This window comes from Dickeya sp. NCPPB 3274, from assembly GCF_000406205.1.
GTDB classification, from domain to species: Bacteria; Pseudomonadota; Gammaproteobacteria; order Enterobacterales; family Enterobacteriaceae; genus Dickeya; species Dickeya fangzhongdai.
Window position 1 is genome coordinate 511,134 of sequence record NZ_CM001979.1, and the last position, 23,383, is coordinate 534,516.

23 protein-coding genes and 1 pseudogene are annotated in these 23,383 nt (G+C 57.9%); 17 read left to right on the forward strand and 7 right to left on the reverse strand.

Annotated features, from left to right (window positions below; all coding sequences use genetic code 11):
- Positions 1–50 precede the first annotated feature (50 nt).
- Positions 51–731: a YtjB family periplasmic protein gene (locus DXX3274_RS02990; RefSeq protein ID WP_038917706.1), complete on the forward strand. Its 681-nt coding sequence runs from the start codon at positions 51–53 to the stop codon at positions 729–731.
- Positions 732–745: 14 nt separating this feature from the next.
- On the opposite strand, the gene tam is transcribed toward DXX3274_RS02990, so the two are convergent.
- The 3 genes from tam to DXX3274_RS03005 all read right to left on the reverse strand — a co-directional run bounded on the left by tam (position 746) and on the right by DXX3274_RS03005 (position 3,624).
- A complete protein-coding gene (gene tam / locus DXX3274_RS02995; protein WP_042858494.1) occupies positions 746–1,522 on the reverse strand; it encodes a trans-aconitate 2-methyltransferase in 777 nt (258 codons plus the stop codon).
- A gap of 159 nt (positions 1,523–1,681) precedes the next feature.
- Positions 1,682–2,629, reverse strand: coding sequence for a hypothetical protein (locus DXX3274_RS03000; protein WP_042858496.1), 948 nt, complete (start codon positions 2,627–2,629; stop codon positions 1,682–1,684).
- Positions 2,630–2,748: 119 nt separating this feature from the next.
- Positions 2,749–3,624, reverse strand: coding sequence for a hypothetical protein (locus DXX3274_RS03005; protein WP_042858497.1), 876 nt, complete (start codon positions 3,622–3,624; stop codon positions 2,749–2,751).
- Positions 3,625–4,054: 430 nt separating this feature from the next.
- Between DXX3274_RS03005 and prfC the strand changes: the two genes are divergently transcribed.
- From prfC to DXX3274_RS03040, 9 genes and pseudogenes are all read left to right on the forward strand, one after another.
- Positions 4,055–5,644, forward strand: coding sequence for a peptide chain release factor 3 (gene prfC / locus DXX3274_RS03010; RefSeq protein WP_042858499.1), 1,590 nt, complete (start codon positions 4,055–4,057; stop codon positions 5,642–5,644).
- Positions 5,645–5,983: 339 nt separating this feature from the next.
- Positions 5,984–6,622 (forward strand): molecular chaperone OsmY, encoded by a 639-nt coding sequence (gene osmY / locus DXX3274_RS03015; protein WP_042858500.1) that lies wholly within the window; start codon positions 5,984–5,986, stop codon positions 6,620–6,622.
- A gap of 155 nt (positions 6,623–6,777) precedes the next feature.
- Positions 6,778–6,939: a DUF1328 domain-containing protein gene (locus DXX3274_RS22605; RefSeq protein WP_071603900.1), complete on the forward strand. Its 162-nt coding sequence runs from the start codon at positions 6,778–6,780 to the stop codon at positions 6,937–6,939.
- Positions 6,940–7,038: 99 nt separating this feature from the next.
- Positions 7,039–7,227: a stress response protein gene (locus tag DXX3274_RS03020; protein ID WP_023637579.1), complete on the forward strand. Its 189-nt coding sequence runs from the start codon at positions 7,039–7,041 to the stop codon at positions 7,225–7,227.
- Between the two features lie 40 nt (positions 7,228–7,267).
- A complete protein-coding gene (locus tag DXX3274_RS24125; protein ID WP_050569794.1) occupies positions 7,268–8,107 on the forward strand; it encodes a TatD family hydrolase in 840 nt (279 codons plus the stop codon).
- 4 nt (positions 8,108–8,111) lie between these two features.
- A pseudogene (locus DXX3274_RS24130) lies at positions 8,112–8,371 on the forward strand (nucleoside transporter C-terminal domain-containing protein); the annotation flags it as partial.
- A 111-nt stretch (positions 8,372–8,482) separates the two neighbouring features.
- On the forward strand, positions 8,483–9,202 hold the full coding sequence (locus tag DXX3274_RS03030; RefSeq protein WP_042858501.1) for a 4'-phosphopantetheinyl transferase: 720 nt from the start codon (positions 8,483–8,485) through the stop codon (positions 9,200–9,202).
- A gap of 41 nt (positions 9,203–9,243) precedes the next feature.
- On the forward strand, positions 9,244–10,002 hold the full coding sequence (locus tag DXX3274_RS03035) for an SDR family oxidoreductase (protein WP_042858503.1): 759 nt from the start codon (positions 9,244–9,246) through the stop codon (positions 10,000–10,002).
- Between the two features lie 371 nt (positions 10,003–10,373).
- Entirely contained in the window at positions 10,374–12,092 is a 1,719-nt protein-coding gene (locus tag DXX3274_RS03040) for a methyl-accepting chemotaxis protein (RefSeq protein ID WP_042858504.1), read from the forward strand.
- Positions 12,093–12,144: 52 nt separating this feature from the next.
- On the opposite strand, the gene DXX3274_RS03045 is transcribed toward DXX3274_RS03040, so the two are convergent.
- Both DXX3274_RS03045 and DXX3274_RS03050 read right to left on the reverse strand, forming a co-directional pair.
- Positions 12,145–12,666 (reverse strand): acireductone dioxygenase, encoded by a 522-nt coding sequence (locus DXX3274_RS03045; RefSeq protein WP_039692620.1) that lies wholly within the window; start codon positions 12,664–12,666, stop codon positions 12,145–12,147.
- Positions 12,667–13,023: 357 nt separating this feature from the next.
- On the reverse strand, positions 13,024–13,446 hold the full coding sequence (locus DXX3274_RS03050; RefSeq protein WP_042858506.1) for a flagellar protein FlhE: 423 nt from the start codon (positions 13,444–13,446) through the stop codon (positions 13,024–13,026).
- Between the two features lie 720 nt (positions 13,447–14,166).
- On the opposite strand from DXX3274_RS03050, the gene DXX3274_RS03055 reads away from it, so the two are divergent.
- Both DXX3274_RS03055 and DXX3274_RS03060 read left to right on the forward strand, forming a co-directional pair.
- Positions 14,167–14,790 carry an HD domain-containing protein gene (locus DXX3274_RS03055; RefSeq protein ID WP_042858507.1) on the forward strand — a complete coding sequence of 208 codons (624 nt, stop codon included), beginning with the start codon at positions 14,167–14,169 and terminating at the stop codon, positions 14,788–14,790.
- A gap of 587 nt (positions 14,791–15,377) precedes the next feature.
- The gene (locus DXX3274_RS03060) at positions 15,378–16,550 is read left to right on the forward strand and encodes a M20 aminoacylase family protein (RefSeq protein WP_042858508.1); all 1,173 of its coding nucleotides are present in this window, start codon (positions 15,378–15,380) and stop codon (positions 16,548–16,550) included.
- Between the two features lie 72 nt (positions 16,551–16,622).
- Here the strand turns inward: DXX3274_RS03060 and DXX3274_RS03065 are convergent, their stop codons facing one another.
- Positions 16,623–16,865 carry a hypothetical protein gene (locus DXX3274_RS03065; protein ID WP_042858509.1) on the reverse strand — a complete coding sequence of 81 codons (243 nt, stop codon included), beginning with the start codon at positions 16,863–16,865 and terminating at the stop codon, positions 16,623–16,625.
- A 245-nt stretch (positions 16,866–17,110) separates the two neighbouring features.
- Here DXX3274_RS03065 and DXX3274_RS03070 point away from each other — a divergent pair, with 245 nt between their 5' ends.
- The 5 genes from DXX3274_RS03070 (at position 17,111) to ahpF (ending at position 22,229) form a co-directional block, all read left to right on the forward strand.
- A complete protein-coding gene (locus DXX3274_RS03070; protein ID WP_042858511.1) occupies positions 17,111–17,941 on the forward strand; it encodes an ABC transporter ATP-binding protein in 831 nt (276 codons plus the stop codon).
- A complete protein-coding gene (locus DXX3274_RS03075) occupies positions 17,938–18,930 on the forward strand; it encodes an ABC transporter substrate-binding protein (protein WP_050569795.1) in 993 nt (330 codons plus the stop codon). Before DXX3274_RS03070 ends, DXX3274_RS03075 begins: the two co-directional genes overlap by 4 nt.
- Positions 18,927–19,925: an iron ABC transporter permease gene (locus DXX3274_RS03080; RefSeq protein WP_042858513.1), complete on the forward strand. Its 999-nt coding sequence runs from the start codon at positions 18,927–18,929 to the stop codon at positions 19,923–19,925. The genes DXX3274_RS03075 and DXX3274_RS03080 overlap by 4 nt, the downstream gene beginning before the upstream one ends.
- Positions 19,926–20,029: 104 nt before the next feature.
- On the forward strand, positions 20,030–20,593 hold the full coding sequence (gene ahpC / locus DXX3274_RS03085) for an alkyl hydroperoxide reductase subunit C (RefSeq protein WP_038917722.1): 564 nt from the start codon (positions 20,030–20,032) through the stop codon (positions 20,591–20,593).
- Positions 20,594–20,666: 73 nt separating this feature from the next.
- Positions 20,667–22,229, forward strand: a complete 1,563-nt coding sequence (gene ahpF / locus DXX3274_RS03090; RefSeq protein ID WP_042858515.1) for an alkyl hydroperoxide reductase subunit F — start codon at positions 20,667–20,669, stop codon at positions 22,227–22,229.
- Between the two features lie 204 nt (positions 22,230–22,433).
- On the opposite strand, the gene DXX3274_RS03095 is transcribed toward ahpF, so the two are convergent.
- Positions 22,434–23,264: a DUF1868 domain-containing protein gene (locus DXX3274_RS03095; RefSeq protein WP_042858516.1), complete on the reverse strand. Its 831-nt coding sequence runs from the start codon at positions 23,262–23,264 to the stop codon at positions 22,434–22,436.
- Positions 23,265–23,383: the final 119 nt, after the last annotated feature.

Below are 23,383 nucleotides of genomic sequence, written 5' to 3' on the forward strand. Positions count from 1 at the left end.
CGCCAACGCTTCTGGCAACATGAAAGTATCCAAATCGCGCAGGTATTCCCATGGTTCGGGCCCGGATAAAATTTCGCTTACATCGTACGGCCATTGTGCTGATCTGTCTGGCTCTGCTGGTGGTGTTGCTGCAGGGCGCGTCCTATTTCAGCCTCAGTCATCAAATGGCCCGTTCCGAGCAGGTGGAAGAACTGGCGCGCACGCTGGTGAAGCAGGTGGCGTTCAGTCTGACGCCGCTGATGGAAAGCAACAGCGACAACAGCGGCAGAATCGGGGAAACGCTGCGACAGCTCACCGACCACAACCGTATTCTGGATGCCGCGTTGTACCAGCAGGACGGCACGCTGGTGGCGCGCGCCGGCGAACAGATTGAGGTGCGCGACCGGCTGGCGCTGGATGGCAGCCGCGCCGGCAGCTACTTCAACCACCAACTGGTGGAGCCGATCAACAGTAAGGACGGGCCGATCGGTTTTCTGCGCATCACGCTGGATACCCACGTGCTGGCGACCGAAGCCCGTCAGGTCGACAACACCACCAATATCCTGCGATTGATGATTCTGATGGCGCTGGCCATCGGCATTATTTTGGCCCGCACCCTGCTGCAGCATCGCCGTTCCCGCTGGCAGCAGTCTCCTTATTTGCTGACGGCCAACGCGTCGGCGCAGGATGATGAACCGGCTAACGACGATGAGCCGTCCACGCAGGATGGCGATCAGACCCGCAAACCCTGAGTTGGGCTGTCGTATCACTGGCGTTTGGTCGCCACCATAAACAGGCGCGGATAGGTCAGCAGGCTGTTGCCGTCCGCCTGAGCCGGGTAGGCCGTTTGCAGGCACAGCTGGTACTGTTGCAGAAAATCCTGCTGTTCCTGCTCGTTCAGTTCTGCCAGAAATGGGCGTAGACCGGTGCCTTTCAACCACTCGATGATTGCCTGCGGCCCGCTCATCACGTGATAGTAGGTGGTGTGCCAGATATCCACGTCGCAGCCGTGACTGACCAACAGATCGTAGTACTGCCCGGTGCTGAGCAACGCCTGCCTGACCTGATCCACATCACCGAATCGTTCCCACCACGGCCCTTCGGCGGCGATTTTGCGCATCAGTTGATGTGTGGGCTGGCTGAGGGTATCCGGCATTTGCACCGCCAGCACCCCGCCCGGCGCCAGTTTATCGATCAGTGCCGGCAGCAGTTGGTCATGATCCGGCAACCATTGCAGCGAGGCGTTGGCGTAGATGATGTCCTGCGGCGTATCCGGCTGCCAACTGGCGATATCCGCCTCCTGAAACGTGCAGCCCGGCAGACGCTGTCGCGCCTGTTGCAGCATGGCGCTTGAGTTATCCACGCCGGTGACCCGCGCCTGCGGCCAGGCCTGATGCAATAGCTCGGTACTGTTGCCGGGGCCGCAGCCCAGATCGGTGATGGCGGCCGGGGCGGAATGGGGAATGCGGGATAACAGTTCAAGGGCGGGGCGGGTACGTTCGCCGGCAAAGCGCAGGTAAAGCTCGGGGTTCCAGTCTTGCATAGCCATATCCTCTGCAGGTGGGTGCGATGGTAAAGCCGAGGAGTAGCAGCATAAGAAGTTGGGGCGGTTTTTTCCATCCGCCGTCGGGAAATGCAGCACAATCGGTCCTTGATAATCGCTCCTTGATAATCGGTCCCGGATTGCGCTGCAGGGCGCCGGTTATCCCAGCTGTAGCTGGAACTGTTGCCATTGCGCCTGGAACTGGCCGATGGCCGACAGATAGTCGCTTTTGGTGTAAGGGTCGGCGAAGGTTCTGGATACATAATTGCGGAACTGATCGAACCAGCTATCGACGCTGCCGGATTCGGTCAGCGCAAACACCTTCTTGCGTTCCAGTTGACTGGTCGAGATACCCTCACTGTTTTTCTGCAACTCGCGCTGTGCCGCCTCTGCCCGTTGGGTATCGCCGGTGTCGGTACTGTATTGATATACACTTTCTAGCGTGCCTTTCTCCATCCTGTCGAAAGCGGCGATCCGGTCACTGACGTATTGCGTAATATCCTGACTGGCCTGCTGCTGGTAATTGCTGTCGATGTAGCGGTTTTTCAGCGCTTCCAGCTTAGCTTGTTTGATCGGCAACTCCAGGTTGTCGGTGACGCTGCTCCAGGTGGGCAGTGGGGTATCAGACAAGGCGCTGTGAACAAGATCGAGAAAATCATCTTTGCTGATGCCGCTATCGGCCTTGAGGTTATTGGCCCAGACGCCGAATACCGCGGATTCGTCGGTCAGAAAACGGTCGGTGAACAGCGGGTGGTTCATATTCACGCCCGGGATCATCACGATTGGCGTACCAACCAGATTGACTGACTGCGTCGGATCGCCGGGATTGCCCGGATTAATCGCGTTGGCCTCTCTGAACTCGCGCAGCTGTTTTGCCAGTTCCTCTTCGAGGGACGAGCCTTGCTGTGCGTACTTGGTGTTTGCCTTGCTGATAAGGTCGCGCAGGTGCGCCCGCGCTTCTTCGGACAACTGGATGGTGGTGGATTCCGCTATTTCTCCACCGGTAATGGGTTTTATCGTATTGTCGTCGGCTGTATCGGCGGCTGACGTGGCGACGTTTTGGGTTTGAGAATTGCTATAACCCGTATTGATAACAGACAAGCTCATACTCTCTCCTTAAATGCAATTAAGCGTTAGCCTGTCTGTTATCGGTAAGTGTAAATCAGATCTTTACAAATGTTGCTAAATGTTATTATGCGGCGTGGGTGTTAATAGCGTGATGCGCATTACCCCAGACGCTGGCGGAACTGCTGCCACTGGTTCTGCAACGCATCAATGTTCTGCTGTTCCCAGTCGCTGCCGTAGGACGAGGTTTGCAGGTAGTGGCTGAAACTGTCGAACCAGCCGTCAACGTTGCCGCTGCTCGCCAGCGCAAAGATTTGCTGGCGTTTAACCTGCAAGTCGCTGGTGCCGGCGTCGTATTTCTGTAGCTGGCTTTGCGCCCACACCGCGCGAGCGGCATCGCCTACTTCGATGCCAATGCGGTATTCCCCTTCCATCAGCGCCTTGCCGACAGTGTCTTCATCGCTGATTTTCTGATTGACGTAACTGTTGATGGCCGCTTCCGCCTGCTGCTGGTAGCCGCTGTCCAGATACTTGTCTTTGATCGCGGTCAGCTCGGCTGTTTTCACGCGCAGTTGCATGGCGCTGGTGATATTGCTTTGCTGCTCGGCGAAGCCGTAGGCCAGCACATCGTGCACCAGCGTCAGGAGGTCTTCCTTGCTGATGCCGCTGTCGGCTTTGATGTTATTGGCCCAACTGCTAAACGTCAGGCCGTCGCTGGACGTGATGGGGTCGCTAAACAGCGGGTTGTTCAGACTGACGCCGGAGGCGGTGCGCGTAATCACATCGTTGCGCAGATCGCGAATGGTGAGCGTCAGTTTTTCCTGTTCTTCTTTACTCAGTGTTTCGTTCAGCGGCGTGGCGCTGCGCCAGCGCGCCAGCGTTTCTTCGGATACTTTGATGCTGGTAGGGAGTTCAATCGTTTTTCCGGTCAGAGGATCGATTTTTACCGGATCGCCGTTGGGCGAAGCGTCGGCGGATGGGGCGTTAATCTGGGTCTGAGAACTGCTATAACCCGTATTGTCGACAGACAGGCTCATGCTCTCTCCTTAATTATGATAAGCGTTAACCCGTCTGTTATCGGTAAGTGTAAAACAGATCTTTACAAATGTTTCTGAATGTTATTATCAGGCGACGTGCCTAATGCGCTGTTTGCGTTATCACCGACTGTGTTTGCGTTATGGTCGATCGTGTTTACGTTATGATTGATTGTGCCGGGCTGGCAAATCGGGGAAAATGGACGGCTTATTTATGTCTGTCGCTATTTATGCCTGTCACTTAAGCCTGTGTGGGGGAAAACGCGTGTAAAAGTGCTTAATGGAATCTCTCAGCCATGCGGCTGCGCTGACTGCGTGTGCTGATGGTTTAACTGATTGGCATTAGACAGCTTGATGTCTGTATTTTCCGCCTTGCCTGATACGGCGTGCGATGCGCGTGTCGGGCGGCTAACTATTAAGAAGCCTGAATAACATGTCTCCAAGTGAATACGCACGCGAAGTCTCGAAACGCCGGACATTCGCCATTATCTCTCACCCCGACGCCGGTAAAACCACCATCACGGAAAAGGTGCTGCTGTTCGGACAGGCGATTCAGGTCGCCGGTACGGTGAAAGGACGCGGCTCCAGTCAGCACGCTAAATCCGACTGGATGGAAATGGAAAAGCAGCGTGGTATCTCGATTACTACCTCGGTGATGCAGTTCCCTTACCATGAATGCCTGGTCAACCTGCTGGATACGCCGGGGCACGAAGACTTCTCCGAAGATACCTACCGTACGCTGACCGCCGTCGACTGCTGCCTGATGGTGATCGACGCCGCCAAGGGCGTTGAGGATCGGACTCGTAAGCTGATGGAAGTCACCCGTCTGCGCGACACGCCGATCCTGACTTTTATGAACAAGCTCGACCGCGACATCCGCGACCCGATGGAGCTGCTGGATGAAGTGGAAAGCGAGCTGAACATCGCCTGTGCGCCGATTACCTGGCCGATCGGCTGCGGTAAGCTGTTCAAGGGCGTCTATCACCTCTACAAGGATGAAACCTATCTTTATCAGAGCGGCATGGGCCACACCATTCAGGCCGTGCGCATCGTCAAAGGGCTGGATAATCCGGAACTCGATCAGGCGGTGGGCGAGGATCTGGCCGCGCAGTTGCGCGATGAGCTGGAACTGGTAAAAGGCGCTTCCCACGAGTTTGAACAGGACGCGTTCCTGAACGGCGAATTGACGCCGGTGTTCTTCGGCACCGCGCTGGGCAACTTCGGCGTAGACCATATGCTGGATGGGCTGGTGGCATGGGCGCCTGCGCCGATGCCGCGTAAGACCGACGCGCGCGTGGTCAGCGCCGACGAAGAGAAGTTCAGCGGCTTTGTGTTCAAGATTCAGGCCAATATGGACCCGAAACACCGCGACCGCGTGGCGTTCATGCGCGTGGTGTCCGGCCGGTACGATAAAGGCATGAAACTGCGTCAGGTGCGCACCGGCAAAGACGTGGTGATCTCCGACGCGCTGACCTTCATGGCGGGCGACCGTTCCCACGTGGAAGAAGCCTATCCGGGCGACATCATCGGCTTGCACAACCACGGTACGATCCAGATCGGCGATACCTTTACTCAGGGCGAAGAGCTGAAATTCACCGGTATTCCGAACTTTGCGCCGGAACTGTTCCGTCGTATCCGCCTGCGTGACCCGCTCAAGCAGAAACAGCTGTTGAAAGGGCTGGTGCAGCTTTCCGAAGAGGGCGCGGTGCAGGTGTTCCGTCCGCTGATCAACAACGATCTGATCGTGGGGGCGGTTGGGGTGCTGCAGTTTGACGTAGTGGTGGCGCGCCTGAAAACCGAATACAACGTGGAAGCGGTGTACGAGTCGGTGAACGTCTCCACGGCCCGTTGGGTCGAGTGCGGCGACGTGAAGAAATTCGAGGAGTTCAAGCGTAAGAACGAACAGCATCTGGCGCTTGATGGCGGCGACAATCTGGCCTATGTGGCGCCGACCATGGTTAACCTCAACCTGGCGCAGGAACGTTATCCTGACGTACGGTTCCATAAAACCCGCGAGCATTAATCGCCGGTTTACCGCCCACTCCGTCCGGAGTGGGCTGCTTTCTACTTATTCCTTAACGATCAATATATTGTCGCTGCCTTCCCGGTGTTTTTTCCGCCACGGACAAATCTGAAATCACCACCTGCCGGCCGCTCTGCGCTGGGCTTTTCACTCTCATTAGCTATAGTTAACGGTGTGTTACGTATTTGGTTTATTTAACTACCATTGGATTTCGTAGTGGTTTGTTGTGTTGATTTTATACGTTTGGTTAACGATATAATCTGAAGAATCATGACGGATCGCTCCGGGCTGATGGGTAAACCTGTTGTGAAACAGGCAATAACGATAAGGAAGGTATCGATGAAAAAGACCAAGATTGCACTTTCGACTAAATTTGCATTTTCGCTGGCGACGGTGGTTCTGGGTGCGGTACTGACGGGCGGTCAGGCGCAGGCTGAACAGCAAACGCTGGTGCAGCAGGCGCAGCGTATCGCAGATACCGCCGGTAAAAAAATCGATAGTTCCGTACAGCAGGCCGCGGGCTTTGTGGATGACAGCACCCTCACCGCCAGAGTGAAAAGCGCGCTGCTGAAAGATGAAACGCTCGACAGCAATGACATTTCCGTTTCCACCCGCGATGGCGTGGTGACGCTCAGCGGTTTTATCAGCAGCCAGCAGATGGCAACCGGCGCGGTGAAAATCGCCGCCCAGACCGAAGGGGTCAAGTCGGTCAGTGATAAATTGCAGGTGAAGGATGACAGCGGCGTGCAGTCGGTCGGCGCGTATGCCGACGACACCCTCACCACCAGCACCATCAAGGCCAAACTGCTGGCGGATGACATTGTTCCCTCCCGTCACGTTAAGGTTGAAACCCACGACGGCGTGGTGCTGCTGACCGGTCAGGTGACGAGTCAGGCGCAGGCCGATCGGGCGGAAGCCATCGCTAAAGCCGTAAGCGGCGTCAAAAGCGTCAAGAACGCGCTGACGGTGAAATCCTGATGCGCGTCGCCGCCGGGAGCTCCGGCGGCGAATCGGCGGCACGGCTTCCGCCACCGTTACTCCCTTTCTGACTGGGGACGCCGCCTACCAGTACACTCGGTGCAGGACGTACTGGTAGGCGGCACCCCTCGCCTGTTCGCTCGCAAGGAGGTCTGATGTTTCGCTGGGGCATTCTCTTTCTGATTATTGCGGTCATTGCCGCCGCTTTCGGGTTCGGCGGCCTCGCCGGTACTGCCGCCGCCGCGGCCAAAATCGTCTTTGTGGTGGGGATTATCCTGTTCCTGCTCAGCCTGTTTATGGGGCGGCGGCGCCGATAGCTGGTCTGACGCTGAAGCCATACGGCTGTCATATTTTTCCGCCACACTGTCCATGCTGTTTTTTTGTTCGACCTTTGTCCTGTTCTGGGGGTCATCATGATGAATCTGGATGTCGCCATCGGCAGATGGAAGCAGTGGAAGGGGTGTCTGTGGGAGCTGTGGGCCGAGTGCTTTGACAGCGACGGCGCCTGGGTGTCGGGAAACCACGGTTTTCTGGCCGGTGTGATGCAGGAATATTACGGAAAAGAGCAGGACAAGGTATCCTCGGAGCATGACAGTCTGCACTGAGGGATAACCGTTGCCCACCCACTCTTTATCCGATGACGCGATGGCGGCCGGGGAGCCCGAACGCGCGCAGGCAGCGAGCGTCGGGTTTATCGACACTCATTGCCACTTTGATTTCCCCCTGTTCGCCGAGGATGACGCGGACAGCCTGACGCGGGCGGCGCAGGCGGGCGTGCAGCGCCTGATTGTGCCGGCCGTGGCCGCCGAACATTTTGGGCGGGTGCTGGAACTCAGTCAGCGCTGGCCTGCCCTGTACGCCGCGCTGGGGCTGCATCCGCTGTATATCGCCGGGCATCAGGACGCCCATCTGGCCGAACTGGCGTCTTTGCTGGAGCGGCCGCATCCCCGCCTGGTGGCGGTGGGCGAGATCGGTCTGGATCTCTACATGCCGGAACCGCAATTCGAACGGCAGAAAGCGTTTCTGGGCGCGCAGCTTAAGCTGGCGGCCCGGCGCGATCTACCGGTTATCCTCCATTCCCGTCGCAGTCACGATCAACTGGCGCAAATACTGCGTCGTTATCCGGTTCCCTGTACCGGCGTAGTGCATGGTTTTGCCGGCAGCTACGATCAGGCCATGACGTTTATCCGCCTTGGCTACTACATCGGCGTGGGCGGCACTATTACCTATCCGCGCGCCAACAAGACTCGGCAGGCGATTGCGCGACTGCCGCTCGACCGGTTGCTGTTGGAGACCGATGCGCCGGATATGCCGGTGTGCGGGTTTCAGGGGCAGCCGAATCGTCCGGAGCGCATTACTTCGGTGTTCGAAACGCTGTGCGAATTACGTCCGGAATGGCCGCAGGTTATTGCGGGCGCTATTCTCGCCAATACCCTGCGGCTGTTTCCGGGATTGCAGTCGCCGGAGCCGCATCAATCCGCTTGATGCCGCCATACTACTGGCGTTTATTGCATTAATTGCTTTACTTTACGGTATCCTTGACGGCATCGACGACGGGTTCAATGACTGCCAGTTGTCGATGGAGCGGATGCCGGGCTGGGTTTTCTCGCCGCTGGCGTTTTTGATTGGCGGGTTGAGCAGCGTGGCTTCGCATCGTTGTCAGGACATTGCCCGTTTCGGGCTGAAGGCGGTGGCGGCGGGAACCTGATGAGCGCCAGCATCGCCGGTTTCTTTCTGGCGCTGGCGTAACGGCGGTCGCTGTTTCGCCGGATGCGTTCACGTTCAGTCGGCGATACATCGTCTTATTTACCGGAGAGCCTGATAGTGGACGGTTCACACCCGGTTGCAGAGTGCAGTGACATGCTTTCTTCATTTATCAAAAATATCGAATGGTTGACCGTCCATCAGGCCGGGAATGAAACCACCTACCCAGGGCATTGCGCGCGTTGTTATTTCGACCTGTCGGCGTACCGCGATGATCTATTTTTCCAGGCCGGCATTACCGTCCCGGCGGAAATCACGCGCTCGGTGCCGAAACGTCGGGCGGAGTACCTGGCGGGGCGTTATCTGGCAAAAATGGTGTTGTCCCGGTTGGGGGTGAATGACTATGTGCTGGCCAGCGCGGCCGATCGCTCGCCGCAGTGGCCGGAGCGTATCGTCGGATCGCTCAGCCACAACGTCGACAGTGTGCTGTGCGCCGCGCATCAATGCCGCCACGGCCGCACTTGCGTCGGGCTGGATATCGAAACCCGGATGAACGCCGAGCGCGCCAATAACCTGTGGCCCGGCATCGCCGATGAGATTGAGTATGACTGGCTGCATTCCCACAACCCCATCAGCTTCGCCAGTATGCTGACGCTGAGTTTTTCCGCCAAAGAGAGCCTGTACAAGGCATTGTATCCACAGGTAAAACGTTACTTCGATTTTCTGGATGTCCGCATGGTCGGGCTGGATACCGTACAGCAGACCTTCACGTTGCAGTTGCTGACCGAGCTGTCGCCAGATTATCTGGCGGGGCGTCGTTTCTCGGGAACCTACCAATTGCGGGAAAGCGATATCACCACGTTTCTGTTTGACTGAACAGGATGCCATTGACGTCACGACAACAGGGAGCGACGAACATGAAGATGACCGGCAACACGATCCTGATTACCGGCGGCGGCTCGGGCATCGGGCTGGGGCTGGCGGCGGCGTTTCACCAGCGCGGCAACCAGGTGATCATCGCTGGGCGGCGCGAGGCGACGCTGCGACAGGCCGCCGCCGCCTTTCCCGGCATGGTCTGGCGGGTACTGGATCAGCGTGATCCTGAGGCTATCAGCGCTTTTGTCGGTCAGTTGACGCGGGATTATCCGGCGCTCAATGTGTTGATCAATAACGCCGGTATTCAGCGGCGCGAAGATCTTACCCAGCCGGATCCGCAACTTATCAGCGACACGGTATCGACCAATTTGCTGGGGCCGTTGTGGCTGACCGGCGCGTTAATACCTCATTTGCTGCGTCAGCCGCACGCGGCTGTGCTGAATGTAACGTCGGAACTGGCGTTTCTGCCGCAGGCGATTACCCCGACTTACTGCGCCAGCAAGGCGGCGCTGCATGCCTATACCGATGCGCTGCGCTGTCAGTTGCGTCAGACGCCGGTGCAGGTCATCGAAATTATTCCGCCCTGGGTGCAGACCGGATTGCAGGGCGAATGGGGTTATGACCCGCGCGCCATGCCGTTGCCGGACTTTATTGATGAAACGCTGGCCTTGCTGTCGCAGCAGCCGGAGGCCGACGAGATCGTGGTGGAGCGCGCCCGCGCGTTGCGATTTGCCGAACGGGAGGGCGCTTACGCCGAGCGTTTTCGGGCATTCAATCTTGACCCGGACACAGACGATTAAAACATAGTCGGTTAGAGGGATGGCTGACGGCCTCTCTCCCGGCCGGTTATCCGGCGACAACACGGTATCTGAGGGTAACATTGTATCCGGATGTAATATTTCATGTTTTCTGATGTGTTATGACTTGGGCAACCGCCTTAATTTTAATCTGCTATTGCCGGCGGTTTTTCCATATACTTTGTAGTGTTTTTATTTTCTCATTTTAAATCAATTAATTGTTATTAATGTCTTCATCTCCGTATTCCACGAATGCGGCTTTTCTCCGGTTTTTTTCCCGCTGAACAGATTAATCTCCGACGTTAACACGCCGATAACTAATGTAATGTTTTGTATAAATTCAGCGACCACGTGCCCTCTTAAAGGAAAAAATGATGAATACAACTACTCTGCCTCCTTCGTCGTCCGGTGTGAGTTTCTGGCACAACTGGCGGCTGATGCCGATGTTTAGCTCGATTATCGGCGTTATCCTGATTCTGTTTGCGCTGGCGATTGGTTTTTCGGTCCATTTTCTGATGCGCAGCAACAGCTCCCTTAACGACGTGACGGCGGAAATTCAGGTCCGGCTGGGGGTTTCCAACAGTTCCAACCATTTACGTACCGCTCGCCTGATGCTGATTCAGGCCGCCGCCGCCGCCAAAGAGGGCGATAAAGACACCGCCACCAGCAGCATCCAGCAGGCGGAGGGCCGCCTGAAGCAGTCGGCGGACAGCTTTGCCGCCTACCAGAATCGTGAAGTGAAAACCTCGGCCGATCTGGCGCTGGATGACGCGCTGCAACAGCGCTACAACGACTACGTCAATAATGGCGTCAGGCCTATGCTGGATGCGGTGAAAGCCGGTCGTTACGACGATGTGGTGGCTACCGAATGGAAACAGACCCGTAAGCTCGATCTGGCCTATAACGAGGTGTTGCTGAAAGTGGTGGCGATTCGCACCCAGCGGGCGGAAGCGCTCAACAACGAGGCGCAGCAGGAGTCGGTGCTGGGTTACAGCGTGATGGCCGCCAGCTTTGTGGTGGCGGTGCTGGTGTCGCTGTTTACCTACCTGTGTCTGCGCCGGGTGATCATCAAACCGATGCGTTCGCTGGTTGAACGTATTGAACATATCGCCGCGGGCGATCTCACCATGCCGCTGGCGCAGTGGGGACGGGGCGAAATCGGTCAACTGGGGCACTATCTGCAGAACATGCAGCAGTCGCTGGCGCGCACCGTCAGCAATGTACGTCACGGGGTAGATGCCATTTATCAGGGCATTACCGAAATTTCCGCCGGCAACAGCGATCTCTCTTCCCGCACCGAAGAGCAGGCGTCGGCGCTGGAGCAAACCGCCTCCAGTATGGAAGAGCTGACCTCTACCGTGCGCCATAACGCCGACAACGCCAACCACGCCAGCCAACTGGCCGGCAACGCCTCCGGCAAGGCGCGTCAGGGCGGCGAACTGGTGGAAGGCGTGGTGAAAACCATGGGCAACATCCACCAGAGTTCGAAGAAGATTTCCGAAATCACTAATATCATCAACGGCATCGCTTTCCAGACCAACATTCTGGCGCTTAACGCCGCGGTGGAAGCGGCGCGTGCCGGCGAACAGGGCCGCGGCTTTGCGGTGGTAGCCGGCGAGGTGCGTTCGCTGGCGCAGCGCAGCGCCCAGGCCGCCAAAGAGATCGAAGGGCTGATCACCGAATCCGTGGCGCTGGTGGAAACCGGCTCCGGTCAGGTCAGCCGCGCCGGGGAAACCATGCAGGATATCGTCAACGCCGTGACCAGCGTGACGGATATCATGGCGGAGATTTCGGTGGCGTCGCAGGAGCAGAGCAAAGGCATCGATCAGGTCGGGCAGGCGATTAACTCTATCGATAATGTTACCCAGCAGAACGCCGCGCTGGTGGAGCAGGCTACCGCTGCCGCCGCGTCGCTGGCTGAACAGGCCGCCGGGCTGAATGAAGCCGTGTCGGCGTTTCGCATCGACGGCGCGGAACGCCGTCCGGCCATCAGCATCGGGGCCCGTCCGGCTTCTTCGTCGGCGGCGTTGCCCAAAACGCTCCCCGGCGCGAAGAAAGCGAAAAGCAGCAACGACGGCTGGGAAACCTTCTGAGTTACAAAGGTGAAAGGCCGTTAACGGGTAGCCTTGGGCTACCCGTTTTCCTTTAGTGAAACGTCGGGCGGCCGGTGAAATGCCCGACCCAGCCGGACGGATTGGTAAAAATGCGAATGGCGGTGAAATCGGGAAACTCGCCGCTATCGAACCAGTGCGGGGTATTGGCGGGCACCCGCAACAGGTCGCCGGCCTGGCAGGTGAGGCGATACACCTGTTCGCCCGCCGGGACGAAAAAGGTGCCGCTGCCGCGTACAAAGAAACGCACTTCATCTTCGCTGTGGGTGTGCTCCTGCAAAAATTTCTCCCGCAACGCCGCCCGGTCCGGGTGCGCCGGCGTCAGGCTGATGACGTCCGCCGAGGTATAGCCCTCGCGCTGGCTGAGTCGGTCTATATCCTGACGAAAACGCGCCAGCAATGCGTCGCCGTCAACGTCGGCGGGGGTATCGCCGGTGTGCCAGCGCTCCAGTTGCAGGCCCGCCGCCGCCAGCAGGGCGGCAATCTGGTCGAATTCCTCGAACTGCTGAGTGGGATATTCGAGGTGAGGACGGTGGAAAATCGCCAGTGTGGTCATGGTCGTTACTCTCAGTAAAAGGGATATGGCGTTAACCTTTCACTTTGCATGGTTAAAAAACAAGATGCTTTATTTATATCTTATTACCAGACCTTTTTTTGATACGAACGCGTAAAACAGTATTTACCTTTGCTTAACCGCGTGGGAGGGATTGGCGATATCACGCTTTTTGGGGAGCGTTTCCGCGTTTATTCCGGTTGAGGGTATTTGGGGCGATCTCTGGATGTTTCAGTCGAATAATTTATATTTTTGAAACCTGATTAACATAGGTTGTTATTTATTTTTTATTTTATTATTTACTTTGGATTGATTAAGGATAAAACAGGGAAGCGACATGCTTCCCTGCGGCTTGAATACTTATTGCCAGTTCACGATGATTTGCGCCTGCTGGCCGGAAACCGGTATTTTTCCGCCACTTAATACGCGCATTGCAAAGAAGAACGGCAGCGCCGGGCTTTTGCCTTTAAATACTTCGGTTGACATTCTTCTTGTGCGGGAAACATCAACACAATTACTGGTGCTGCCCTGACACAGATAAACATTCAGGCCATCGGGAAACCCTGCCACATTCCAGGTCCAGCTTACGTAGGTAATCGCACCGGTGGCCGGCGGATTACCCTTAACCGGGACATCAGCGATGTCGAGGAAATTACGGGTATATACGGTGGGCAACACCACGCTGGAGGTGTAGCTGCCTGCCGCGATGGCCGCCTGAGAAAGTGAAGCCGCCAGAAGTGCGCCGCCCAGAGCGAGGCGTGTGAAAACTGATTTCCGTTTCATATAAATAACTCCCAATATGAGATGAATTGACCGACAGAAAATAGGTTATGCCTGTCCATGCTGGCTATTTTATGGCTCAACCAGACCATGGCAGAGCGTTTTTTCGGTAGAGACAGTAATGCCTGCCGATAATAGATGGTTATTTTCTGTCGACGAACGCCACTCCCCAGAGGTGAGAACTAGAATGGCAGTCGCTACGTTCTAATAATTAGTCATTGATGTCAATTTTATATTTATTAACTGCGTTTTAAATATAAAAATAAAAAGGTGAAAATAATTCTACTGATATTTATTTCTGGCGATGGGTAAATAGGACGAAAAATCACCGGAACAATGCCGGCGAAAAAAACAGGTGAGCGAAACCGCAGCAAGCCGAATGGCCGGGCTGTATAGGCGGGAACAATGACACGTGCCGGTGGCGCCTGAGTCGCCGCTCGCATGGTGGCGAGGGCACTGTCTGAGGGTGAGCGCCGGGCTATCAATCGCGCTTGAGTGCAACGAGCAAGACGTGTACTACCACCTATTTTTCGAGTTCACACCCCGGAGTCTATTCTTCAATAAAAAATAGTTTATTCTTAAATAATAAGCTAGCCGTAGCCTGATGGCGTTTTCCAGCATCATGATCGCTGTGCCTTGTGTATCAGGGGCTGCAACATGGTTGTTGTGATGACGCCGCGAATGCACTGCGATAGGCATTGACTCCATTTAAGGAGCGAGAAAATGACACTCACTGAACGAGCCAGGATCTTCGCCACCGCGGCGCATGCCGCCTGCGAGCAGAAACGGAAATATACCGGCGAGCCCTATATTGTTCATCCGGCGGCGGTGGTTACCCTGTTGATGCAGATTGACCCGTCGCCGGAAATGATTGCCGCCGCCTGGCTGCACGATACGGTGGAAGATACCGGCGTGACGCTGGAGCTGGTGGCCGAATTGTTTGGCGCGCCGGTGGCGCGTTATGTGGAAATGCTGACCGATGTGCGCACCCGGCAAGCCGGCGGCGAGCGCATTCATCGCAAGAACGCCAATTTGCTGCACTGCGCGGTCGCCTGCCCGGAGGCACAGAGCATCAAGCTGTGCGATCTAATTGATAACAGCCGCAGTGTGCTGGAACATGACCCGGTGTTCGCCCGCCCGTACATGGTGGAGATGCGCCGCTTGCTGGCGGTGCTGACGCAGGGTGACCCGAGGTTGTACGACGTCGCGACCCGCCAGTGCGATCACACGATTCTCTCTATTCACCGCGCGCAGGGCGATGAAGGCTGGTATCAGCAGTTATGGCAGCAGTACGAAGCCCATCTGCCGCTGAGCGTGGTGCTGGCGCGAACGCGGGAACTGGCGTGAGCGTGCGGATTGTGCGTGTTGGGGCATTGCCGGGCGCGCTGGCGACGCTGATTGCCGAAAGTCAGCGGCAAGGCTTCCGCTTTCTGCGGCGGTTGCAGTAGGAGTTTCAGTCCGGCGCCAATCAATTCCGGTTGCCCGGCGAAGGGCTGCGATATTTACCGGTTAATTATTCCCATACCAGTCATAGTAAAACCCTGGCCGCCGATCAGAAATCTCCGCCTGTTGAGTCAAAATGACTTCATCGGCTATCTGATTATTGCCCCGTTTTTTATCGATTCACATTTGCCGGAATAGACCCGCAAGAGGGCGGAAATAACGTCGGGGTGATTTTTTCAAGACGTTATTTTTATTCTTTGGGGGAATTAATTATCCGCGCCTTATATTGATTTCATTATAACTCATGATGAAATGTGATTCGCTGTCGCCTTTTCCGCCTCCTATGATGAGTGGACGTAATCTGTTCACTTATCGTCGGCGGCTGGGAGGAAATATGAGGTTATGTCACGGGTCTGAGCGGTTGATTGCCGGGGTTATCGCGTCTGACGGCGCTTGCTGTTGTGACGCGGACATGACGTGAGGAACGCCTGATGACGGAGATCCCACGGCACATTATTGAGCAGGCCATCGAATGGCGGCGAGACTTTCATGCTCACCCGGAAATCGGCCTGCGCGAGCATCGCACCTCGGCGCGGGTGGCCGAACTGCTGGCGTCTTTTGGGCTGGACGTGCATCAGGGGATGGCGCAGACCGGCGTCGTCGGGACGCTGCGCCACGGCGACGGGCCGGCTATCGGCCTGCGGGCAGACATGGACGCGCTGCCGATTCAGGAACTGAACGCTTTTTCCCACCGTTCTCGTACCGACGGCTGCATGCACGCCTGCGGGCACGATGGCCACACCGCGATGCTGCTGGCGGCAGCGCGCTATCTGAGCGAAACCCGCCGCTTTCGCGGTACGGTGCATTTTGTGTTCCAACCGGCGGAGGAGAATGCCGGCGGCGGCAAAATGATGGTGCGGGAAGGGTTGTTCGAACGTTTCCCGATGCAGGCGATCTATGCGCTGCACAACTGGCCGGGTCTGGCGGCGGGCGAGGTGGCGGTTAACCCCGCTCCGATGATGGCTTCGCAGGACAGCTTCCGCATTATCCTGACCGGCGTGGGATGCCATGCCGCGATGCCGGAGCGCGGTACCGATCCGATCGTGGCTGCCGCCCAGTTGATTCTGGCGTTGCAGACCATTACCGCCCGCCGGTTGTCGCCGCTGGAACAGGCGGTGATCAGCATCACCCGCATTGAAGGTGGAGAGGCCGTCAACGCTATTCCGGGTCAGGTCACGCTGGCGGGCACGTTGCGTTGCCTGACGGCGGACACGCGTGAGCGGGCGCGGCAACTGATTGGCGAGTATGTGCAGGCGGTGCCGCAGCCGATGGGGGTACAAAGCGAGTTGCACTGGCGCACGGGTTATCCGGTAACGCAGAACCAGCCCGAAGCGGCCGGAACGGTGCGCGAGGCGGCGATCGCGGCGCTGGGCGCTGCGCGGGTGCACTGGAATCAGCCACCCTCAATGGCGGCGGAAGATTTCTCTTACCTGTTGCAGGCTTGTCCCGGCGCTTATTTCTGGCTGGGCGCGGACGGCGCATCGCCATCGGCTTCGCTGCACAATGCAGAATACGATTTTAACGATGAGATTATCGCCAACGGCGTTCAGGTGTGGGTGGCGCTGGTGGAACGATCGTTGCGTGCCAGCGATGCCGGTTTATAACGACGATATAGCCGACCCGGCGTTCAGGCGGATAGCGCTTTGCAAAACGAACACGGCGGCTGGCGCTGATAGTTAACGACCGATGCTTCTCAACTGGGTGCAGAACGGGCAGTTGCAACCGCTGACCGACGTCGCATCGCAGATCCCTAACTGACTGACTTTCTGGCCGGTAGCGACGTGACCGTTACTGAACGCCGTTTCCACCTGCGCCAGTTTCATGGCGTCATCCGGATTGACCGGCGCCAGTTTGGCCTGAAACGCCGAAGCGTTGGCTGCTGCAAATGAGAGAAAAACCAGCGACATCCTGAGTTTCATGACAGACCGCCTGTGGGTTGCAACGCAAATCATGTTGCGAAGGAATAATGACGGCTTGTTATAACATAACCTTTCTCGCTTCGCATCCCTCGTTCTCGTCCCACAATCGTACAGTTTGTAAGCGTTCATGACGGTTATGCCGGGCGTATCCGGCGGCAGGTTTGATGACGTTTTTGGGGTTCTTTTTTAAACCTCCAATATGTTATGTTATAACATAACATATTTAATTCGAGAGGTGCGCTCAAATGTGGCAGGCCATGCCGCCTTTATTGCGGGTAGAACATCTGCGGGTAGAACATCTGAATGTGGCGCATTCCGCCGGTCAGCCGTTGCTCACCGATATTCATTTTACGGTCGGGAGCGGGGAATGCCTGGCGGTTGTCGGCCCCAACGGCAGCGGCAAATCCACGCTGTTGCGCGCGTTGCTGCATGACCCGCCGCCGGCAGGCGGATGTATCTGGCTGGGTGATAAGCCGCTGGCGCAGCTGTCCCGGGCGCAACGGGCGCGACGTATCGCGCTGATGAGCCAGCATGACTCCCCTAGCCTGACGTTAACGGTGGAGGAGTACGTGTCGCTCGGCTGCCTGCCGCATGCGGATGTGCTGTCGCTGTCGGCACAACAGGCCACGGTTAAGCAGGTGCTGGATGAGACCGGCTTGTCGCCATTACGGCAGCGCAGTCTGGCGGCGTTGTCCGGCGGCGAACGCCAGCGGGCGTTTCTGGCGCGCGCGCTGGCGCAGCGCCCGGATGTGCTGCTGCTGGACGAGCCGACCAACCATCTGGATCCGCTCGGGCGGGCGGCGCTGCTGGCGCTGGTGCGACAGCACGGCATCGCCGTGGTGGCGGTATTACACGATCTGTCGCTGGTGGAACCGTTCGCCGACCGGGTGCTGGTGCTGTGCCGGGGTCGGCAGGTGTGTTGGGACGCGCCGTCCCGGGCGCTTGCCAGCGATTGCCTGTATCCGGTGTTTGGCATTCACAGCTTCACGGTTCCCCATCCGCAAACCGGCCTCCCGTTCCGCTTGTTTGACGTGCCCGCGGGCGCGTGTGCATTTACCACCAGAGGAAGTCTATGAAAATATCATTCGGCGGCGCGTCGCCATTCAACGGTTCTGTCGGGCTGATTAGCCTGCTGCTGGGATTTAGCGCCATGACGGCGCAGGCATCGGGGTTTCCGGTTACCGTGCAGAGTTGCGGCAAGCCGCTGACCTTCACCCAGGCGCCGCAGCGCGCCGTCATCAACGATCTCAACATGTCCGAAATGGCGTTCGCGCTGCATCTGCAACCGCAGATCGTCGGCCTGACCGGTATTAGCGGCTGGTACAAGATGACGCCGGAATTTCGCCGGCAAATGGGGGCGATTCCGGAGCTGTCGCCGAAATACCCGTCGCTGGAAACCCTGCTGGGCGCCAACCCGGACTTTTTCTTCGCCGGCTGGAACTACGGCATGAAAGTAGGCGGCGAAGTCACGCCGGACACGCTGGCGAAATACGGCGTCAAAACGCTGGTGCTGAGCGAAAGCTGTATTTTCGAAGACCGCCATCGCCCGCGCGCCGATATGGATTTGCTGTACGGCGACGTGCTGACGCTGGGGCAAATTTTCGGCCGCGCGGAACAGGCGCAGGCGCTGGTGGAGCAGTGGAAGGCGCGGCTGGCGGCGGTGCCTAAACCGCCGTCGGGTCAGGCGCCGCTCAAGGTATTCGTCTATGACTCCGGCGAGGATAAACCCTTTACCAGCGGCGTTTACGCCATGCCGACCGCCATTATCGACGCGGCCGGCGGGCGTAATGTGATGGACGGTATGGCGGCGAGCTGGGCCACCACCTCCTGGGAAACGGTGTCGGCGGCGGAGCCGGATCTGATCATTTTGCTGGATTACCAGAACGGCGGCGGCGCGGCGGCCTTGCAGCATTTTCTGGCGTCCCACCCGCTGATGAAACATACCCCGGCGGTGAAACATCAGCGTTACCTGAAGCTGCAATACGCCGAGCTGACGCCGGGGCCGGCCAATATCACCGCGATTGAAAAGCTCGCGCACGCGCTTTATCCGGCCGCGGCGCAATGAGGGCGCGCCGTCATTATGCGCTGATCTGCCTGCTGGTATTGACTCTGCTCCTGGCGATGATGCTGTTCAGCACCGCGGTGGGCGCGATTCGTATTCCGCTGGCGCAGGTGCTGGCGGCGCTGGCGCCGAATCACGGCGACGCGCCGGACAGCGTGCGCCGCATCGTCATGGAACTGCGACTGCCGCGCACCCTGCTGGCGGCGATCACCGGCGCCGGGCTGGCGATGGTCGGCGCGTTGCTGCAAACCACCACCCGCAACGATCTGGCGGATCCGTTCCTGTTCGGCTTGTCCTCCGGCGCGTCGGCGGGCGCGGTGCTGGTGATCACCCGTTTCGGCGAGTGGTTCGGCGCGTTCACGCTGCCGGTGGCGGCGTTTGGCGGCGGTATTTGTTCGGCGCTGGCGGTGATGGCGCTGTTTTTCCTGCGACAGGGGCGGCAGGCGGAGCACCTGGTGATCTGCGGGTTGGCTATTTCGTTTCTGTTTGGCGCGCTCACCAGCTATCTGGTGTTTTCCGGCGACCAGCGCGCCGCCAGTTCGGTGCTGTTCTGGTCGCTGGGCGGGCTGGGGCTGGCGCGCTGGGAGAATCTGCCGGTGGCGTTATGCAGCCTGCTATTGCTGCTCGGGTTACTGTTGGCGCGCTGGCGGGCGCTGGATAGCCTGCTGGCCGGGGAACAGACGGCGGCGTCGCTGGGGGTTCACGTCAATCGGTTGCGGGTAGAGGTGTTTCTGTGCTGCGCGTTGGCGACGGCACTGTTGGTGTCGCTGACCGGCGTGATCGGGTTTGTCGGGCTGATGGTGCCGCATTTGTGCCGCCCGCTGGCTGGGGCGCGTCACCGGCGGCTGGTGCCGCTGTGCGGCTTGCTGGGGGCGGCGCTGCTGTGCGGCGGCGATACCCTCAGCCGGGTACTGCTGCCGTCGCAGGAACTGCCGGTGGGGATTGTGACCGCCGGGTTGGGGGGCGCTTTCGTGATTGCCCTGCTGGCAAAACGTTAGGTATTGCTTATCGATTTGATAAAGACAACGCATTAGCGACATACATCACATTTTTGTACCTTACATCTCAAGCCAAACACATTGGAACACATGAGGAAACCGAGATGTCCGTTATCAATACTAAAGTTAAACCGTTTAAAAATCAGGCTTTCAAAGAGGGTCAATTCATCGAAGTGACCGAGAAAAACATTGAAGGCAAATGGAGCGTGTTCTTCTTCTATCCGGCTGACTTTACGTTTGTCTGCCCGACCGAACTGGGCGACGTAGCGGATTTCTATGATGAATTCCAGAAAATCGGCGTAGACATCTACTCTGTGTCCACCGACACCCACTTTACTCACAAAGCCTGGCACAGCAGCTCCGACACCATCGCTAAAATCAAATACGCGATGATCGGCGACCCGACCTGCCAGCTGACCCGCAACTTCGAAAACCTGCGTGAAGACCAGGGTCTGGCTGACCGCGGCACCTTCATCGTTGACCCGGAAGGCATCATCCAGGCGGTGGAAATCACGGCGGAAGGCATCGGCCGCGACGCGTCCGACCTGCTGCGTAAAGTGAAAGCCGCTCAGTACGTGGCGTCTCACCCAGGTGAAGTGTGCCCGGCCAAATGGAAAGAAGGCGATGCCACGCTGGCGCCGTCTTTGGACCTGGTTGGCAAAATCTAAGTCCGACTCTCCCTCTGATGTTTTTATCGGGTGCGCTGCACCCGATTTTTTACGCCAACGCCAAGGATAATCTATGCTCGACAATAATATGCAGCTCCAGTTGAAAGCCTATCTGGAAAAATTAACCAAACCTGTTGAGTTAGTGGCGACGCTGGACGACTCAGCCAAATCCGCTGAAGTTCGGGAACTGCTGACCGAAATCGCCGGGTTGTCCGACAAAGTCAGTTTCTTTGAAAATAACGATCTGCCGGTGCGTAAGCCTTCGTTCCTGATAACCAATCCGGGATCGGCCAACGGGCCGCGTTTTGCCGGTGCGCCGATGGGGCATGAATTTACGTCGCTGGTGCTGGCGCTGTTGCAGACCGGTGGTCACCCGTCGAAAGAAGCGAAAGAATTACTCGATCAAATTCGCAGTCTGGACGGTAAATTCCACTTTGAAACCTATTACTCGCTGACCTGCCACAACTGTCCGGATGTGGTGCAGGCGCTGAATTTAATGTCCGTTCTGAACCCGAACGTCACCCACACCGCGATTGACGGCGGCGTGTTTCAGGATGAGATCAAAGACCGCAATATCATGGGCGTGCCCACGGTATTCCTGAACGGCGAACACTTCAGCCAGGGCCGCATGAGCCTGGGGGAAATCGTCGGCAAGGTCGACACCGGCGCCAACGCCCGCGTGGTCGACAAACTGAATAGCCGCCCGGTGTATGACGTGCTGATCGTCGGCAGCGGCCCGGCGGGCGCCGCCGCCGCCGTGTACGCGGCCCGTAAGGGGATCCGCACCGGTCTGATGGGCGAGCGTTTCGGCGGCCAGATTCTGGATACCGTCGATATCGAAAACTACATTTCGGTGCCGAAGACCGAAGGCGCCAAACTGGCGACCGCGCTGAAAACCCACGTGGACGACTACGATGTCGACGTTATCGATCTGCAAAGCGCGCAGAAACTGATTCCAGCTTCCGAACCGGGTCAACCGCACCAGATTGAAACCGTCTCCGGCGCGGTGCTGAAATCCCGCAGCATCATCATTGCCACCGGCGCGCGCTGGCGCAACATGAACGTGCCGGGCGAAGATCAGTACCGCACCCGCGGCGTGACCTACTGCCCGCACTGCGACGGCCCGCTGTTCAAAGGCAAGCACGTGGCGGTGATCGGCGGCGGCAACTCCGGCGTGGAAGCGGCCATCGACCTGGCGGGCGTGGTGAAACACGTTACCCTGCTGGAGTTCGCGCCGGAACTGAAAGCGGACTCGGTGTTGCAGGACAAACTGCGCAGCCTGCCGAACGTGGATGTGATCGTGAATGCTCAGACCACCGAAGTGCTGGGCGACGGTCAGAAAGTCACCGGCCTGCAGTACAAAGATCGCGCTACTGACAGCGTTCACAAGCTGGCGCTGGAAGGGATTTTCGTGCAGATCGGCCTGCTGCCCAACACCGGCTGGCTGGAAGGCGCGGTTGAGCGCAACCGTATCGGTGAAATCGAGATCGATGCCCGCTGCGAAACCAGCGTGAAAGGCGTGTTTGCGGCGGGCGACTGCACCACCGTGCCTTACAAGCAGATCATTATCGCCACCGGCGAAGGGGCCAAAGCCTCGCTGAGCGCGTTTGATTATTTGATCAGAACCCAGGCTTGATAGGTCCGAACCTTATTCCATCCTGTGGCCTGACCGGCCACTTTCGGGCTGTTACCCTCATGCATTAACCTGAACTTTCAGGCGACCCGACCCCCTTCAGCGTGTCTGAAGGGGTTTTTTTATGGCGCGCGGCAAACCACTACTCCGCGGAGCGCCGCGCTGCGACGTCAACAATCTCTCCCGACAATGCGTTATTAACGTCTGTCAGACGGTCAAGGGCACGGTGGTGACCGGCTGACCGACTTTCAACTGGGTATCGAACGCGAACATGTCGTTGAAGACGCAGAATTCCGGCACGCCCAGTTCCAGCACCGGCACCTGTTGTTGCAAATAACGCAGGCACGCCTGCTGGGCTTGCAGATACGCTTGCGATTCCTCTTCCGTCATCCAGCGCACCAGATAGGCCAGCGTGACGTGAAAGCCATAGTTATCGTGGTCCGGCGCGCGGATCGCCAGCCGTTCGGACAGCCGATCCCGCAGGGTGCGTAACTTGCGTTCCTCGTTGTCGTCCAGCGGCGTCAGGCGTAGCGTGGCGCCGGAGTCCTGTCGGGCGTTGAAATCGGTGATGCGCAGTTTAAACGGCGGCGTGGCCTGCAGATCGAATCCCGCCAGCTTGCGTACCAGATGACTGGTGCAGGCTTGCAGCGGCGCGTCGGTCGGCAAGTCGGCCGGCCAGAATGGCAGTTTGCGTTTGGATTCGGTCACGCCTTCAAACACCGTCATGTGGTAACTGGAGGGTGGGGTGAAGGCCAGGCAGTGGCTGAAATCCTGTTGCCTGAGCGTATCGCGCACCGCCGTAAAGGCATCCGAGGCGGTAGATGCCAGCGGGATGTGGGAAATAATGGTGTTGCCGGGGAAGCGCCTGACGCTGCCGTCGGGATTGAATTTACCGCCGATATCGCGCGGCGTGGGCACCAGGGAACCGGATGGGCGCATCGTGCTGAACGTGTCGTCGGCTCTGGCGTTGGCGAACAACGACATACCGTAAGCCAGCAGCGGCAGTTGTAAGACAAAGCGGCGGCGTAACGGGTTCATGATTCCTCCGAGTGGTTGGTGATTGATATGCCCTTCATGCTGCAGATGGCAGGAGGGGGCTGCGTGATGCGGTTCTTGCCGGGTCTTGCATCAGCCCGAATTATTTGGGGTATCGACAT